The following is a 16,932-nucleotide window of genomic DNA, read 5'->3' as shown; positions in this document are numbered from 1 at the left end:
TTCCGTTGAGCCTTGTGCGGTCATTGGAACGGCGCCGTTTATTCCAAGCGCCACCCGGCACTCAATTTACGAGGGGCGGCAGTCTAAGGCCGACTTGAGGCCTCAGCAACTGAAAAGACAGCAAATCTGTCCGACAAAGCCCTGAAAGTGCTCTATGGCGAGCTTTGAGGCGCTTATCGGAGTGCGTTTATAGCAAGAAATTCAGTCCAGCGGCTGTATATAGAAGACAAACGGCTGCGCCACGCGGGTCAGGCGTGGCGCAGTTTCGTCTTTCGCGTGGTTTAGCGCTTGAGTTTGCGCTTGTTGCGGTACTGGTCGATGACCACCGCCACCACAATAATCAGCCCCTTGATAATGTCTTGAATATAAGCGTCAACACCGACAAAGGTAAAGCCGCTGGCCATGACCCCGAGAATCAATGCCCCGATTACGGTGCCAGTGATGCGCCCAACGCCACCGGCCAGGCTGGTGCCGCCGATGACCGCCGCGGCAATCGCGTCCAGTTCATAAGACATGCCCATCCCGGCCTGCCCGGTCGCGGCCCGTGCCGACGCCACCACCCCGGCCAGGCCGGCAAGCAACCCGGCGATGCTGTAGACAATCACCAGATGCCGCTTGACGTTGATCCCGGAGGTGCGCGCCGCTTGCATATTGCCGCCGATGGCGTAGGTGTATTTACCGTACTTGGTGTAGCGCAGGGCAATGTGAAAGATCACCGCCACCACCAGGAAGATGATCACCGGCATCGCGCCATGCCCAATGGCTGTGTAGGAATCCGAGAGCATGCTCACCGGCTGACCTTCGGTGTAGTAGCGCGCCAGACCGCGCGCCGAGACCATCATGCCGAGGGTGGCAATGAATGGTGGAATCCCGGTGATCGCAATGATGCTGCCGTTGATCGCCCCCGCCAGCAATCCCACCCCCAGCCCGGTGATCACTGGAATCCACACCGGCAAGTCAGTCAGGGACGGAAACACCGCCCGGGCAAAGTCCGAGGTCTGGGCCAGGCTGGCGGCAATCATCGCCGACAGCGCCAGCACCGAACCGGAGGAAAGGTCGATACCGGTGGTGATGATGACCTGGGTTACCCCGATTGCCAGCAGGCCGATGATCGACACTTGCAGGATCATCAGCACCAGGCGCTGAGAGTTCATCAGGAAGCTCTGGTCCCGCACGATCCAGCCGAACAGCTCGAAGACCAGGCCGATGCCGATCAGTACCAGGAAGATACTCAGCTCGGTCGGGAAGCGCCGGCGACTCTTGACCGGTGCCATTGCAGGCTTGTTTTCCAGTATCGCGTTCATAACCACTCACCCTTCTATTGCGTCATCGACGGCGGCCATGGCCACCGCCGGCATCCATTAGTGAACCGCGGACATGCCCGAGGCCAGTTGCATCACTCGTTCCTGGGTCGCTTCGCTGCGGTCGAGGGTGCCCATCAGGTCGCCCTCGTGCATGACCATGACCCGGTCGCTCATGCCCAGCACTTCCGGCAGTTCCGAGGAAATCATGATCACCGCCATGCCTTCGCTGGCCAGGTAAGCGATAAGCCGGTAGATCTCGGCCTTGGCGCCGACATCGATGCCCCGGGTCGGCTCGTCGAGAATCAGGATTCGCGGGTTGGTCATCAGCCAGCGCGCCAGCAACGCCTTCTGCTGATTACCGCCGGACAAGGTATCGATGCACTGCTCCAGCGACGGCGTTTTCACCCGCAGCTTCTTGCACATGTCTTCACACAACGCGCGCAGGGCTTTCTGCTGGATGAAGCCGTTGCCGACGTAATGGGGCAATACCGCCATTTCCATGTTTTCCAGCACCGACAGGCACGGGAACAGGCCGCTGAGCTTGCGATCTTCGGTCAACAACGCGAAGCCCTTCTCGATGGCCATGTGCGGATCGGTGATGCGCACCACCTCGCCGTCGAGCCGGATCTCGCCACCGTCACTCGGAGTGATGCCGAAAATCGCCTCGGCGACATTGGTCCGCCCCGAGCCCATCAATCCGGCGATGCCCAGGATCTCCCCGGCATGCAGGTCGAAGGAGACGTCCTTGAAAATGCCGTCCAGCTTGAGGTCGCGTACCGACAGCAACAGATCGCCGATCGGCTTCTCGCGCACCGGGAACAACTGGCTCAGTTCGCGACCGACCATCATCGAAATCAGGCTGTCGCCGTCCATGCTGTCGGCCCGTTGCAGGCCGATGTAGGCGCCGTCGCGGAATACCGCCACTTCATCGGCGATGCTGAACACTTCGTTCATTTTGTGAGTGATGTAGATGATGCCTTTGCCCTGGCTCTTGAGGTCGGCAATGATCGAGAACAGGTGAGCGACTTCCTTATCGGTAATGGCCGAAGTCGGTTCGTCCATGATCAGGATGTCGGAGTCGTAGGACACCGCCTTGGCGATCTCGACCATCTGCCGTTCGGCGATGCTCAGGTTGCCCACCTGCTCTTCCGGGTCGAGATTGATCCGCAGCCGCTCCAGCAGTTTGGCGGTGCAGCGGTGCATTTCGCGGTGATCGATCATGTGCAGGCCGTTGAGCTGCTCCCGGCCGATCCAGATGTTCTCGGCGATGCTCATGTGCGGCATCAGGTTGAGTTCCTGGTGGATCATCGCAATCCCGGCCTGGAGCGCAGCCAGGGGTGTTTCAAAGACCACCGGCTTGCCCCGCAGGCGCAACTCGCCGGCGTCCGGCTGGTAGATGCCGGCAATGATTTTCATCAGGGTGGATTTGCCGGCACCGTTTTCGCCCATCAACGCCAGCACGGAACCGGGACGCACCCGCAGCTGTACGTCGGACAAGGCCACCACACCGGGAAAACCCTTGCTGACGTTGATGATCTCCAGCAGGTACGGCTCATCGACAGATGTTGCGGTTGGCTGGATACCCACCAACGGGGTGCTCGAAGCAGTCGCTGAAGCGAACATGATCAGGTACTCCATCAGCAAGGTCGCGTCGCAACCTTGCGTGCTTATTGTTGTTATCGAACGGACGGACTATTTGAACTGGTCAACGTTTTGCAAGGTGATCAAGCGATACGGCACCCACACGGCCTGTTCGACCGGCTCGTTCCTGGCCATTTTCACCGCCGTGTCGACCGAACCATCAGCCTGCCCCTTGGCGTCCTGGAACACCGAGACCAGCAGAGAGCCCTTCTTCACCGCGTTCAAACCGTCGGGCGTACCATCAACACCGGCGATCAGCACACTGCCTTTGGCGACACCCGCCTGTTGCAGGGCCATGGCCGCGCCAATCGCCATCTCGTCGTTGTTGGAGACGACCGCGTCGAACTTGCGGCCCTGGGTCAGCCAGTCGTTGACCAGGGTCATGCCCTTGTCCCGCGACCAGATGCCGCTCTGCTCTTGCTCGATCTTGATGTTCGGGTACTTGGCCAGCACCTCTTTTACGCCCTTGGTACGGTTGGTGGTGGAGTTGTTGGCCAAATCACCGAGCAGAATCACGATGTCGCCCTTGCCGCCCATTTTTTCCGCCAGGTACTGCATCTGCATCTGACCGGCCTCCAGATCGTTGGAGGCGACAGTGACCACGCCTTTGGGCAGGTTCAGGTCGTCGGGACGACGATTGACGTACACCAGCGGAATGCCGGCCTTGACCGCCGCTTCGGTAATTTTCTTGGTGGCGGCGGTATCCACCGGGTTGACCACAATGGCGTCGACCTTCTGGCTGATGAAGCTTTCTACCTGGCTCAACTGCCTGACCACGTCGCTGCGCGCATCTTCGAACTGCAGCTTGACGCCATCGGGATAGGACTTGGCTTTGGTGTCCATGGATTCGCGCAGGTAGGTCAGCCAGGTGTCATCGAACTGCGCCATGCTGACGCCGATCTTCATGTCCGCGAGTGCGGCACCGCTGGCGAGCATCAGGGACAAGGCGAGCGAGGCGAAACGGATCTTGGTCTTCATGAAAGGTCTTTCTCCACATTCTTGTTGGTTTTATGGATAAGGCGTGACGATTTCAGTAAGCGGGCAAGCGGACTATCGGCGCTCCCGGAATGCAGCAGACCAGGGCGCCCTTGCGTTCGACGCAAAGCAAGCGAGAGACGGAATGAAACGAGACGCGAGGCAGGTCGCGAGAGAGGTGCAGCGCGGAACGTAAAGCATGCAGAGCAGAGTTGAAGGTTTTCATCGACGGTACCTGGCTTTGTTTCTTGTTTTTGGTGCGTCCTTCACTCGTTCAAGGCCTGCTTGAGCGTGATCGGACGTTGATAGTCGGCAACCTGGAAACGACTTTATTGGAAAATAATTTCTATATCAACTCATTTTAGAATTTTATTCTGATTTTGTTCCATGGCTTTCAAATGCGCTCAACGCCACCACTTGATGGCGCTCGAAACTGAGCCGCGCAGCGTCTAGCACGCGGGTGGTCGCCAGTGCATCACGGGCCTCGACCGGCAGTGGGCCACCGCTCTGTAACGCGGTTTGTAGCTGCAAATAGAACTGGTTCCAGCAACCTCGCTCGGACGGCACCCGCTCGCGCACCTCGCCCTGTTCGAACCATCCCCAGCGACGATGCTCTTCGACGCCCCAGCGCTCGCCCTCGGATTTGGGCGTGAGCCCGGCCAGGGCCGACGCCTCTTGCCCGTCCAGACCGTCGACGCTGTAGCAGCCCTGGGTGCCGGTCACGCGAAAACGCGGGCCGGGGGTGTTTTGCAGGCAACTGCCACTCAGGTGCGAGATCACGCCACTGGCATGGGTCAGGGACATGAAGAAGCCGTTGTCGAAGGTCTGGCCTTTTTCGAGGTAATCCAGTTCGGCGTAAACCCGGGTGACGGGGCCAAACAACAGCAACGCCTGATCCACCAGATGGCTGCCCAGATCGCGCAGGAAACCACCGCCGCTGCCGTTGTTCACCGACAGTGGCGAGTAGCGTTCGATCCGCGACTCGAAACGGGTGACCTGGCCCAGGGCCCCAGACCCGATGAGTTTGCGTACGGTGAGGAAATCCGAATCCCAGCGCCGGTTCTGGTAGACGCTCAAATGCACGCCCTGACGCTCGGCCATGGTGATCAGGGTTTGTGCCTGTTGCGTATCGGCGGCGAACGGCTTGTCGCTGACCACCGCCACCCCGTGTTCGATTGCGTCGAGCACCAACGCCGGACGACCTTTGAGCGGCGTGGACACCACCAGCACATCAACCCCGGCTTCGACCAGTTGGCCAATGCTGTCGAAGGCCGGCACACCGGGATGTTCCGTGGCCAGCAGTTGTCGGCGCTCGGCGGAACGGGTGACCACGCCCACAAACGTCGCCGCCGGCAAGCTGCTGATCAGCGGAGCATGGAAAAACCGGCCGCCATGGCCGTAACCGACAAGTCCGATACGCATAATTAATTCCTGTGTTCACATGATCCGTAGGAGCGAGGCTTGCCCGCGAAGCTTTTAGCGATCTTGAGGGCCTCTTCGCGGGCAAGCCTCGCTCCTACAGGGGGTGGGGCTATTGACAGAGTTCGCGGGTCACGCGTTCGAGCATCATTCGGTTGGACTCGTCCGGCCGGTCTTCCCAGGCGAATACCGAGACGGTGGCGATGCCATCGAACTTGATCTCGCGCAAGGTGCCGAAAAACGCTTCCCAGTCGACCTCGCCCTGGCCGATGTCCAGGTGCTGGTGCACGGTGGCGGTGACGCCCGGCGGGTTGACGATATAGCGCAAGCCCGAGGAAGCCTTGTGGTTGTAGGTGTCGGCGATGATCAAGTGACTCAGCTTCGAGCCGGCGTACTTGAGCATCGAGGCGATGTCACCCACGCCATCGTCATAGAAAAACGTGTGCGGCGCGGCGTAGAGGTAGTTGATCCAGTCGCGGTCCAGACCGCGAATGATGTCCACCGACTCGTTGTTGCGCTCGCAGAAATCATAAGGATGGGCCTGGATATCGAGCTTGATGCCTTCGCGTTCGAACTCGGGGATCAGTTCGTCCATAGAACGCATGAACTGGTTCTCGCAGACCAACGGGTTGTCCGACTGGCCGGTGAACTCGGTGTTGACCAGCTCGCAGTCCATCTCCACGGCAATCTGGATCGCCCGCTTCCAGTTGCGCACGGCAGCTACGCGCAAACCTTCATCGGCGGCGGCCCAGTGGTACATGGGTAATAAGGAAGAGAGTTTGACCCCGGTGTCGCTCAGGGCTTTGCGAAATTCCTTGATCCGCGCCTTGTCGACTCGCGGGGCTTTATAGAACGGCAGGAAATCTTCTCGGGGCGACAGCTCGATGTGTTCGTAACCGAGCTCGGCGACCTTGTCGACCATCTTGCCCAGGGACAGGTTGCGGTACATGTAGGGGTCTAGTGCGATGCGCATGTTTTTTTGTTCTCCTTAACCAGAAATCGACACCATCCCCTGTAGGAGCGAGGCTTGCCCGCGAAGACGGACCTTCAGCCGACATCAATGTTGAATGTGTCGACGTCTTCGCGGGCAAGCCTCGCTCCTACAGGGGTCAGTGGTTAACCGTAGAAGTGTGGGCGATCAGGGAGTGCGACTTTGATAATCTGGCCACTGTTCTGCGCCTCGATGCAGGCATCCGCAGCGACGGCGGCGGCGAAACCGTCCCACGCCGATGGCCCGCCGACCTGCCCGGCGCGCACGCCATCGATGAACGCCTGCAACTCGACGTCGTACGCGGCGATGAACCGATCCTTCCAGTCCATCAGAATCGCATTGGACAGTTTCGCTCCGCTGCGCAGCTGAACCTGCGACGGCTCCGGCAGTTTGGCGATACCCGTCTCCCCTACCACTTCGCACTGGATGTCGTAGCCGTACTGGCAGTTGACGAACACTTCCACGTCGATGCGCGTGCCCTTGGCAGTTTCCAGCAACACGATCTGCGGGTCTTTCAAATGGGCGTGGGCCTTGCTGGTCTTGCGCGGGAACACCACTTGCACCGACACATAGTCGTCGTCGAGCAACCAGCGCAACACGTCCAGCTCATGGATCAGCGTGTCGGTGATCGCCATGTCGGTCTTGTAGTTTTCACCCACGGTCGGGTTGCGGTGGGCGCAGTGCAGCATCAGCGGCTCGCCGATCTGGCCACTGTCGATCACCGATTTCAATGCCCGATAACCTTCATCGTACGGGCGCATGAAACCAACCTGCACCAATCGCTTGCCGTGGGCCACTTCGGCCTCGACGATCTTGCGGCAGCCTTCGGCGGTGACCGCCAGCGGTTTCTCGCAGAACACCGGTTTGCCCGCCGCAATGGCCGCCAGCACGAACTCTTCGTGGCTCGGGCCCCAGGAGGTGACGAGGATTGCGTCGACGTCCGGCGCCTTGATCAGCGCGTGGCCATCGGGATAGACCTCGGCGGTCAGCTTCAGATCGGAGACGACCTTGGCCGCTTGCTGCAAATTGATGTCAGTGACCGCGACAACCTGACTGTTGAGCAAGGTCTGGCTGCAACGACGGATATGGTCCTGGCCGATGGCCCCGGTGCCGATGACGCCAATGCGCAACGAATTGGAAAGCGAAGACATATAAACACTCCTGTTGTTCGTTTCAGGGCAATCAGTATTGACGGGCCTTGGCCAATCGTTCGTTGAGGGTCTTGGCCACTGCGTCAGTGCGTGCGCTGGTGGAGACTTGCGCCACACCGACCCGCCACCACGACAGGTATTTGTGAATCATGGTTTTGGGCAGGACCTTGATGTCGATCAGCGTCGACACCGTCTGCAACCGCGCATCTGCCAACGCGGCTCGCAGCTCTTCAACCGTGTTCACCTTGTAGGTCTTGCAGCCGTAAGCCGCCGCGCTCATGGCGAAATCCACCGGCACGAAACCGCCATCGAGCTTGCCGGTTTCAGGATTGCGGAAACGGAACTCGGTGCCGAAGCTGTCCATGCCGTGTTCCATTTGCAGGTTGTTGATGCAGCCGAAGGTCATGTTGTCCAGCAACACCACGTTGATCTTGCGGCGCTCCTGGATCGAGGTTGCCAGCTCCGAGTGCAGCATCATGTAGGAGCCGTCGCCCACCAGCGCATAGACCTCGCGCTCAGGCTCGGCGAGCTTCACTCCCAGTGCGGCGTTCACCTCATAACCCATGCACGAATAACCGTACTCGACGTGGTAGGTGTTCACACCCTTGCTGCGCCAACTGCGCTGCAAGTCGCCGGGCAGGCTGCCGGCGGCGGCGACGATCACCGCGTCATCGGCCAGGGTTTCATTGAGCACACCGAGCACCCGGCTCTGGGTCAGGCAGGAACCGGTCAGCTCGATGAATTCGCGCAGCACCGCCGGGTCCTGGTGATCGTTGATTTCCGGGACGAAGTCTTGAGTCTGGTACTCGACCTGATAGAGGCGGTCGACTTCCTCGTCCAGTTGCGCCCGGGCCTGTCGGGGTTGATCGCCCCAGCCGGAGCGATAGTCGCCCAACACAGCGGCCAAGGCGTTCAAGCCGGTTCTGGCGTCCGCCAGCAGTTGCACGCCATCGAGTTTCAGGGCGTCGCAAGGGCTGATGTTGAGGTTGAGAAATTGCACGTCCGGGTGTTTGAACAAGGATTTCGACGCGGTGGTGAAATCGCTGTAGCGGGTGCCGATGCCGATGATCAAATCTGCGTCCCTGGCCAACAGGTTCGCCGCCAGGCAACCGGTTTCGCCGATCCCGCCGACGTTCAGCGGATGGCTCGACACCACCGCGCTCTTGCCGGCCTGGGTTTCGGCGAAAGGAATATCGAAGCGCTCGGCAAAGGCCTGCAACGCTGCATTGGCACCGGAATACTTGACCCCACCGCCGCAGATGATCAGCGGTTTGCGCTTGCCTTCAAACAACGCCACGGCATCGTCGAGCATCGCTTCGGTGGCCGGACGGCGCTCGATGCGGTGCACGCGTTTTTGCAGGAAGTAATCGGGATAGTCGTACGCCTCGGCCTGCACGTCTTGCGGCAAGGCCAGGGTCACGGCGCCGGTTTCGGCGGGGTCGGTGAGCACGCGCATGGCGTGGATCGCCGCAGTCATCAGTTGCTCGGGACGGTTGATCCGGTCCCAGTATTTGCTCACGGCCTTGAACGCATCGTTGGTGCTGATGCTCAGGTCGTGGAACTGCTCGATCTGTTGCAACACCGGGTCTGGTTGGCGGCAGGCGTAGACGTCGCCGGGCAACAGCAGCAAGGGAATACGGTTGGCGGTGGCCGTCGCGGCAGCAGTCAGCATGTTCGCCGCGCCCGGGCCCACCGATGAAGAGCAGGCGTAGATCTTGCGCCGCAGGTGTTGCTTGGCAAAACCAATGGCCGCGTGGGCCATGCCTTGCTCGTTGCGGCCCTGATGGACGATCAGGTCGCCGCTGTCCTGTTCCAGGGCTTGCCCCAGACCCAGCACATTGCCGTGGCCAAAAATGGTAAAGATCCCGGCGACGAATTTGCTCTGGACCCCATCGACCTCGATGTACTGGTTATCGAGGAATTTCACCAGGGCCTGGGCCATGGTCAGTCTTGTTGTGGTCATGCTCGCACCTTTTCCGTATGCAAATCCGATGTCAGCTCAGGGATTTCTGCAGGTGATCCATACTCGCGCCGATCGCCGTCTGGATATCCGCCAGGCCATGGACGCTGTCGGCAAACGGTTCGAACGACAGGTAGCCGCTATAGCCGCTACTGAGCAAGGTGTCGATCTGCGCCGCATTGCCGAGGATGTCGCCCTCGCCCACCAGCACCCGATGGCCGTCACGAATGGTCGCCAGTGGCGCCTCGGCATCTTCGACGCCGGAGATGTGCACCAACCCGGTCAGTTCAGGGAAGAATTCATGCTCGCTGGCCAGGTGATGGTGGAAGGTGTCATGCACCAGACGAAACACATCCAGCCCTCCGATGGCCTTGATCGCATCGACTGCCGTGCGTTTGCGCCGCAGCGAGCATTCTTCGAAACCCAGCGGTTCGATGAAGCCGAGAATGCCGTGATCGCGCAGGATCGGTGCCAGTTCACTCAACGCCGTGCGCAGGCCGGACGCACGCTGCGCTTCGGTTCGTGGATCGGCGCGGTCGTTCAATGGGCACATCACCAAGCCCCGTGCGCCACAGTCACGGGCATAAGCGGCAAGCTTCAGGGCGTGTGCGCGGCGCTCGTCATTCCAGACATCGAACGGATACAGCGCGTTGATCGACAGCACAGTGATGCCTTTGGCCGCGCACAGCTCACGGACGTGTTCGGGTGCGGTGCCATCCTCGATCTCGACGCCTTTGAGGTCGTTGCGAATCTCGATGGCGTCGGCCTTGAGGGTCACCGCCAACTCGATGAACGCCGGCAGGGACAAACGTGGGGCGACCATACGGTTCAAGGCGAAACGCAGGGGTTTGCTCATTTTTTGTTGTTCTCCGCACACGTGAATTATTTGGCTGTCGGCATGCTGAATTCAGGGCCCTTGGCGATGCTGTCGGGCCAACGCTGCATCACGCTTTTGTAGCGGCTGTAGAAGCGAATGCCTTCTTCGCCATAAGCGTGGTGATCACCGAACAGCGAGCGCTTCCAGCCGCCGAACGAGTGCCAGGCCATGGGCACCGGAATCGGTACGTTGATGCCGACCATGCCGACCTTGATGCTGCGGGCAAACGAGCGGGCGATGCCGCCGTCGCTGGTGAAACAGGACACGCCGTTGCCGAATTCATGGGCGTTGATCAGCGCCACGGCGCTGGCGAAGTCCGGCACGCGCACAATGCCCAGCACCGGTCCGAAGATCTCTTGCTGGTAAATGCTCATCTCGGTCGTGACCTTGTCGAACAGCGTCGCACCGACGAAGAAACCGTTCTCGGCGCCTGGCACCTTGAAGTTGCGCCCGTCGACAATCAGCTGCGCGCCCTGGGCCACGCCTTCGCCGATAAAACCCTCGACCTTGGCCTTGTGTTCGGCAGTCACCAGCGGCCCCATGTCGCTGTCACCCTGCATACCGTTGCCGACCTTCAGTTGATCGATGCGCGGCAGCAGTTTGGCAATCAACTGGTCGCCGACATCACCCACGGCCACGGCAATCGAAATCGCCATGCAGCGCTCACCGGCCGAGCCGTAAGCTGCGCCGATCAGTGCATCCGCCGCCTGGTCCAGATCGGCATCGGGCATGACGATCATGTGGTTCTTCGCCCCGCCCAGCGCCTGTACACGCTTGCCGCGCGAGGTGGCTTGCTGGTGGATGTACTCGGCAATCGGCGTCGAGCCGACAAAGGAAATCGCCTCGATGTCCGGGTGTTGCAGCAAGGCATCGACCGCCGCCTTGTCGCCCTGGACCACGTTGAACACACCGTCCGGCAACCCGGCTTCGGTGAGCAAACGAGCCATCAACAAACTGGCAGATGGATCACGCTCGGACGGTTTGAGGATGAAGCAGTTGCCGGTGACCAGCGCCAGCGGGATCATCCACAGCGGCACCATCACCGGGAAGTTGAACGGCGTAACGCCGGCGCAGACGCCCAATGGCTGGCGCAGGTTCCAGTTGTCGATGCCACCGCCGATGTTGTCGCTGAAATCGGTTTTCAGCAGGTTCGGCGCACCGCAGGCGTATTCGACGATTTCGATGCCACGGGTCACTTCGCCCTTGGCGTCGGAGAACACCTTGCCGTGTTCGCGGCTGATGATTTCGGCCAGTTCGTTGTGATGGCGGTCGAGCAACTCCTTGAACTTGAACATCACCCGCGAACGGCGCAGGGACGATTGCTCGGACCAGGCCGGGAACGCCTTCATGGCCGAAGCGACGGCCTCGTCCACGGTCTTCTGGCTGGCCAGCCCGACCCGCGCCTGAACGCTGCCGGTGGCCGGATTGAAGACATTGCTGAACCGCTCGCTACCGCTGTCCTGCACCTGACCGTCGATGTAATGGCCTATGACCGGGGCGTCGCTCATTGTTCTTGTTCTCCCTTTGAATGTTGGAATTTAGAGATCCAGTAGCCAGCTGTGCTGCGGATCGTTATGGAACTGCCAGACGCGTTTCGGGCCGGCCATCACGTTCAGGTAATACGACTCATAGCCGTAGGGCACGCTGACCGGGTGATAACCCTTGGGCACCACAACCAGGTCGCTGTTTTCCACCGCCATGGCCTGATCGATACTGCGATCGTCGGTGTAGACCCGCTGAAACACGAAGCCCTGGGGCGGGTTGATCTGGTGGTAATAGGTTTCTTCGAGAAAGCTCTGGTGCGGCAGATCATCGGTGTCGTGCTTGTGCGGCGGGTAGCTCGACGAGTGACCGGACGGCGTACGCACTTCCACCACCAGCAGCGAATGGGCGGGCTCGGTGTCCGGCAAAATGTCGCAGACATAACGGGTGTTGGCACCCTTGCCGCGCACGCTGCGTTTCATGCTGTCGGGTTTGATCAGCCGTGGGCCAAGGTTTTCGGCGATGGAACCGGGCGCCGCGCACACGGCGATTTGCACGTCGCTCAACGCCACCACCTGGGCCTGGCTGCCGGGTGGCAAATACACGGCGAACGGTGATTTGTCTTCGAACACCGACTGACGATCGCCGATGTTGTCCCAGTCGAACGCGCCCTGCCCCGGTGCTTCACCCTTGATGCCGACCCGACCGCTGAGCAGCACCAGGCACAATTCCTTGTCGCCCGCGCTGACCGGTAGGGTTTCGCCAAGACTCAGGCGGTAAGCGGCAAAACCGACGTATTCCAGCTCTCCCTGCCCCAACTCGACCATGGTCCGGCCACGGGCATTGCTTTTGACCAGCAGGCTCATCGCGCGGTCCTCTCGTCGAGCAAGGCACGCAAGGTGTCGTAGCCTTTCTTCGCGTAGACGTAACTTGGTGCCACCGCCGGATCCTGCTCGGCTTCCACCACCAGCCAGCCGTGGTAGTCGGCGCCCAGCAGCACGTCGAGCAAGGCGCCGAAGTCGATGTCGCCATCGCCGGGCACGGTGAAGGTGCCGTTGATGATGCAGTCCGGGAAGCTCCACAGGTTGTTGCGCGCCAGTTGCACCACCGGTTTGCGCACGTCCTTGAAATGCACGTGGCAGACCCGTTCGATGTGTTTGCGCAATACCTGCAACGGCTCGCCGCCGCCCATGTAGCAGTGGCCCGAATCGAACAGCAGGCCGACTTCGCTGCCAGTCAACGCCATCAGTTTGTCGATGTCGGCCGGGGATTCGACGTAGGCCCCCATGTGATGGTGATAGGCCAGACGCACGCCCTGAGACAGGGTGAAGCGCGCCAGTTCGGTGAGTTTGTCGGCGTATTCTCGCCAGGCCTGCTCGGTGTGGAAACGTGGGCGCTCGACCAATGGAATGCGCTGGCCTTGAATGGAGTCGGCGACTTCGCCATAGACCAGCACCTTGGCGCCGTTCTTCGCCAGCAGCTCGACATGGCTGCCGATGGCGTCGATTTCCTCGGCCACGGAACGGCGGGCCAGACGGCTGGAATACCAACCGGACACCAGCGCCAGGTCATACGGGCGCAATACATCGCCGACGCCCTTGGCGTCCTTGGGAAACTTGCCGTTGAGTTCGAAGCCTTCGTAGCCAATGTCCTTGCCTTCACTGAGGGCGGTGCTCAACGGCGTCTCGCCACCGAGGGACGGCAGGTCGTCGTTGCTCCAGGAGATCGGGTTGATGCCAATTCGGATAGCGGGCATGGCTGCACCTTTTATTGTTTTCTCAAAAATGTTCAACCGATCACCTGTGGCGAGGGAGCTTGCTCCCGCTGGACTGCGAAGCAGTCCCGAATCAATCAGCCCGGTGTATCAGGTAAACCGCATTCACAGGTTTGCGACTGCTTCGCAGCCGAGCGGGAGCAAGCTCCCTCGCCACAAAAGCCCCATCAATCAATTAATGTGTTCAGGCTCGGGCCGTGCGCCAGGCATCGATCAGTTCGACGAAGGTGCCCTGCACCTGGCGAATCAGTGCCTCGTCGTCGATTTCACCGGCCAGCCACGCGCGGCTCGGTTCCTGGAAGATCGTCCGGCCCACGGCGAAACCACGGCAGGTCTGGCTCTGGCTGGCCTGTTGGAACCCTTCGGCCAAGGTCGCCGCCGGGGCATTCAGGCCCAGCAGCACCACGCCACGGCAATACGGGTCGCGTTCCTGGATCAGCTCGTCGAGTTGTTTCCACTCCTCGGCGCTTTGCGCTTCGATCTTCCACCACGCCGGGTAGATGCCCAGGTTGTAGAGGCGTTTGAGGGCGCGATAGAGCACGTCTGGATGCGGTGATGGGTGATCCTTGGGCGGAATGATCTCCAGCAGCAATTCATGCCCGCTGACCTGCGAGGCCTGGTACAGGCCCTTGATCTGCGCCTCCTGCTCCAGACGCAGCAGAGGCTCGTCGTCGGGATGGAATTGCACCAGGCATTTGATGATCTGTTCTTGCGGCCAGGCGATCAGGTTGCTGCCGATCGAGCGCCCGTGTTCGAACGCCAATGGCCGCGAACCCTGCACTTCCACCGGCCGCGCCACCCACCAGCCACGACCGGTGGCGGCGTTCAGCGAGTCCTGGCCGAAACGTTGATCGGCCAGCAAGCCGACATCGGCGTCGACGCCCTGCTCACGCAAATCTGCCTCGACCCGTTCCACGGCTTTGATAAAGAGTTGTTTGAGTTCGCAGATAGCGTTCAGGTCGCGCCCGCCCTTGTGGGCCAGCTCCACCAGTTGCCCGCGATGATCGAAGGCAAAGATGAACAGCTGCTTCCACTGTTTGCGCGGCACGCTGACCTGATGCAGACGCTGCAATGTCACGTCCTGATCCGGCCGGGTGATCGGCACCGGGCTGTTGAACAGGTAATCGAGTTCGGCGCGGGTCGGCATCGCCGGGGCGCAGGCATGGCGCGACACCACCAGACCGCCGCAGGCATTGGCCAACTGGCAGCAGCGCTCGTCGCCGGCGTCCTCCAGCCAGCCACTGAGGAAACCCGACATGAAGGCATCACCGGCCCCCAGCACATTCAGCACTTCGACGCGCACACCGGGATAGATCGCGCCGTCTTCGAGACGCGCCGGGATCGCCCCGTGAATCACCGTGCAACCTTGCGGGCCGAGCTTGACCACCAGGGTTGCCGCGCTCAGGCGCCGGACATTGCGCAGCGCGGTGAGCAGATCCTCGGAGCCGCCGGCGATCAGGAATTCTTCTTCAGTACCGACGATCAGGTCGAAACGCGGGAGGATTTTCTGCACGTGCTGGCTGACGTTCTGGTCGGCGACGAAACGGGTTTCGCCGTCCGCCTTGCCGGCCAGGCCCCAGAGCACCGGGCGGTAGTCGATGTCCAGGACCCGTTTGACGTTGTGCTTTTCGGCGTAGTCCAGCGCCTGAATGCTCGCCTTGTAGACACCGTCGGTGGAGAAATGGGTGCCGGTGATCAGCAGGGCTTTGCTGGAAGCGATAAAGGCTTCGCTGATGTCTTCGGCGCGCAACGCCATGTCGGCGCAGTTTTCGCGGTAGAACACCAGGGGAAAGGTTTCGCGATCCTTGAGGCCCAGCAGGACCATGGCGGTCAGGCGTTCCGGATCGACCTTGATGCCGCTGACGTCGCAGCCTTCACGGACCAGGGATTCAACGAGGAAACGGCCCATGTGGTCGTCCCCTACCCGGCTCAACATCGCCGACTTCAGCCCCAGTCGCGCGGTGCCGAAGGCAATGTTGGCGGACGAACCGCCCAGGTACTTGGCGAAGCTGCTCACATCCTCCAGCCGCGCCCCGACTTGTTGCGCATAAAGATCGACGCCAAGGCGTCCGAGGCAAATCAGATCCAATTGACGCCCACTGGCAAAACGAGTCTGGCCCATGCTGGCTCCTGTTATTTTTATCAGCCTGCGTCCGGGGCGATGAAGGCGCCGAACACTCTTGGTGGATGCAGACTAAAACGACCGGGGCCGAACAATCAATATTTATTCTATATATTTTTTACGTGGAATATTTTTTCCAATAAACTTTGATACAAGCGTTCCAGACAGCGTGCATCGTTTCAGCAGGCCCCAGGCCGATTGCAAGCTCAAGATTTTATTCCGGCCTACCCTGTAGACTGCGCACAGCCAACCTATTGTCAGGGGATGACGAGAACCGTCATCCCTATAAGAACAAGCCAGAAGGATTTCTTATGTCCCGCACCGATCAGCCGGCTACGACCGAGAGCTCGCCCGACAGCGATCTCGCCAGCCCTCCGATCAATGCCGAGCGTCTGTTGCAGCTGATCACCGAGGAGTACGAAAGTCTGCCGCGCCAGCTCAAACGCATCGCCAGCTACATGAGCCAGCAGAGCGACCGGATCATGGTCGACCGCATCAGCGACATCGCCCGCGAGTGCGAAGTGCACCCGTCGGCCATCGTGCGCTTTTCCCAGCGCTTCGGCTTCAGCGGGTTCAGTGAAATGCAGGCGCTGTTCCGCGAGGCCTACACCCACAAGACCACGCCGGTGCAGAACTACCAGCAACGCATCCGCAGCATGATCGCCAACAAGTCACAGAAGGCCAGCGGCGGCGACCTGGCGCGCGAATGCATCAACGCCACCCTGTCAGGCATCGAACGATTGGGGCTGGAACTCGATGACCAGGCTTTCGACAAGGCCGTGGACCTGGTGGTGAATGCCGACAACATCTACGTGGTCGGGGTGCGCCGCTCGTTCGCGGTGGCCGATTACCTGGTCTACAACCTGCAACACACCAACAAGCGCATCCACCTGGTGTCGGGCCTTGGCGGCAGTTACCGCGAGCAGATGCGCAGCGTGCGCGCCAACGACCTGGTGATCGCCATCAGCTTCACGCCCTATGGCAAGGAAACCCAGCACTGCCTGCGCATCGCCCAGCACCATCAGGCGAAAACCCTGATCATCACCGACAGCAACCTCTCGCCATTGGCCAAGCGCGCCAACACCGTGCTGCTGGTCAACGAGGGCAGCTCGTTTGCCTTCCGTTCATTGAGTGCCACCTTGTGCCTGTGCCAGGCGCTGTTCATCGCCGTGGCTTATCGACTGGAATTGAAGGTCGATGAGATTCATGAGCAGGCAGGCTTTGAGGATTAGCCTT

At 60.6% G+C, this 16,932-nt stretch carries 13 protein-coding genes; 1 reads left to right on the top strand and 12 read right to left on the bottom strand.

Annotated elements, in window-relative coordinates:
* Positions 1 to 281: 281 nt before the first annotated feature.
* From AC07V0_RS22665 to AC07V0_RS22610, 12 genes are all read right to left on the bottom strand, one after another.
* Positions 282 to 1,304, bottom strand: coding sequence for an ABC transporter permease (locus AC07V0_RS22665; RefSeq protein WP_018928024.1), 1,023 nt, complete (start codon positions 1,302 to 1,304; stop codon positions 282 to 284).
* 57 nt (positions 1,305 to 1,361) lie between these two features.
* Complete coding sequence (locus AC07V0_RS22660; RefSeq protein WP_457326989.1) at positions 1,362 to 2,927, bottom strand: sugar ABC transporter ATP-binding protein; 1,566 nt, start codon at positions 2,925 to 2,927, stop codon at positions 1,362 to 1,364.
* 69 nt (positions 2,928 to 2,996) lie between these two features.
* Positions 2,997 to 3,923, bottom strand: coding sequence for a sugar ABC transporter substrate-binding protein (locus AC07V0_RS22655; RefSeq protein ID WP_064617031.1), 927 nt, complete (start codon positions 3,921 to 3,923; stop codon positions 2,997 to 2,999).
* Between the two features lie 366 nt (positions 3,924 to 4,289).
* Positions 4,290 to 5,342 (bottom strand): Gfo/Idh/MocA family protein, encoded by a 1,053-nt coding sequence (locus AC07V0_RS22650; protein WP_495019936.1) that lies wholly within the window; start codon positions 5,340 to 5,342, stop codon positions 4,290 to 4,292.
* A 109-nt stretch (positions 5,343 to 5,451) separates the two neighbouring features.
* A complete protein-coding gene (locus AC07V0_RS22645) occupies positions 5,452 to 6,312 on the bottom strand; it encodes a sugar phosphate isomerase/epimerase family protein (RefSeq protein WP_007939382.1) in 861 nt (286 codons plus the stop codon).
* 143 nt (positions 6,313 to 6,455) lie between these two features.
* On the bottom strand, positions 6,456 to 7,481 hold the full coding sequence (gene iolG / locus AC07V0_RS22640; RefSeq protein WP_457326987.1) for a bifunctional inositol 2-dehydrogenase/D-chiro-inositol 1-dehydrogenase: 1,026 nt from the start codon (positions 7,479 to 7,481) through the stop codon (positions 6,456 to 6,458).
* Between the two features lie 31 nt (positions 7,482 to 7,512).
* Positions 7,513 to 9,444, bottom strand: coding sequence for a 3D-(3,5/4)-trihydroxycyclohexane-1,2-dione acylhydrolase (decyclizing) (gene iolD, locus AC07V0_RS22635; protein WP_457326986.1), 1,932 nt, complete (start codon positions 9,442 to 9,444; stop codon positions 7,513 to 7,515).
* A gap of 31 nt (positions 9,445 to 9,475) precedes the next feature.
* Positions 9,476 to 10,297: a TIM barrel protein gene (locus AC07V0_RS22630; RefSeq protein ID WP_018928030.1), complete on the bottom strand. Its 822-nt coding sequence runs from the start codon at positions 10,295 to 10,297 to the stop codon at positions 9,476 to 9,478.
* Between the two features lie 26 nt (positions 10,298 to 10,323).
* Entirely contained in the window at positions 10,324 to 11,826 is a 1,503-nt protein-coding gene (locus AC07V0_RS22625; protein WP_105341515.1) for a CoA-acylating methylmalonate-semialdehyde dehydrogenase, read from the bottom strand.
* 30 nt (positions 11,827 to 11,856) lie between these two features.
* A complete protein-coding gene (gene iolB / locus AC07V0_RS22620) occupies positions 11,857 to 12,666 on the bottom strand; it encodes a 5-deoxy-glucuronate isomerase (protein WP_258613692.1) in 810 nt (269 codons plus the stop codon).
* Entirely contained in the window at positions 12,663 to 13,556 is an 894-nt protein-coding gene (iolE, locus tag AC07V0_RS22615) for a myo-inosose-2 dehydratase (protein ID WP_457326984.1), read from the bottom strand. Before iolE ends, iolB begins: the two co-directional genes overlap by 4 nt.
* A gap of 202 nt (positions 13,557 to 13,758) precedes the next feature.
* A complete protein-coding gene (locus tag AC07V0_RS22610) occupies positions 13,759 to 15,696 on the bottom strand; it encodes a bifunctional 5-dehydro-2-deoxygluconokinase/5-dehydro-2-deoxyphosphogluconate aldolase (protein ID WP_457326983.1) in 1,938 nt (645 codons plus the stop codon).
* Between the two features lie 311 nt (positions 15,697 to 16,007).
* Between AC07V0_RS22610 and AC07V0_RS22605 the strand changes: the two genes are divergently transcribed.
* Positions 16,008 to 16,928: a MurR/RpiR family transcriptional regulator gene (locus AC07V0_RS22605; RefSeq protein ID WP_007939390.1), complete on the top strand. Its 921-nt coding sequence runs from the start codon at positions 16,008 to 16,010 to the stop codon at positions 16,926 to 16,928.
* Positions 16,929 to 16,932 lie beyond the last annotated feature (4 nt).

Source organism: Pseudomonas sp. GW821-FHT01E10 (assembly GCF_059422365.1).
The sequence above is the reverse complement of the archived record's forward strand: the minus strand, read 5'-3'. Positions and strand labels throughout refer to the sequence as shown.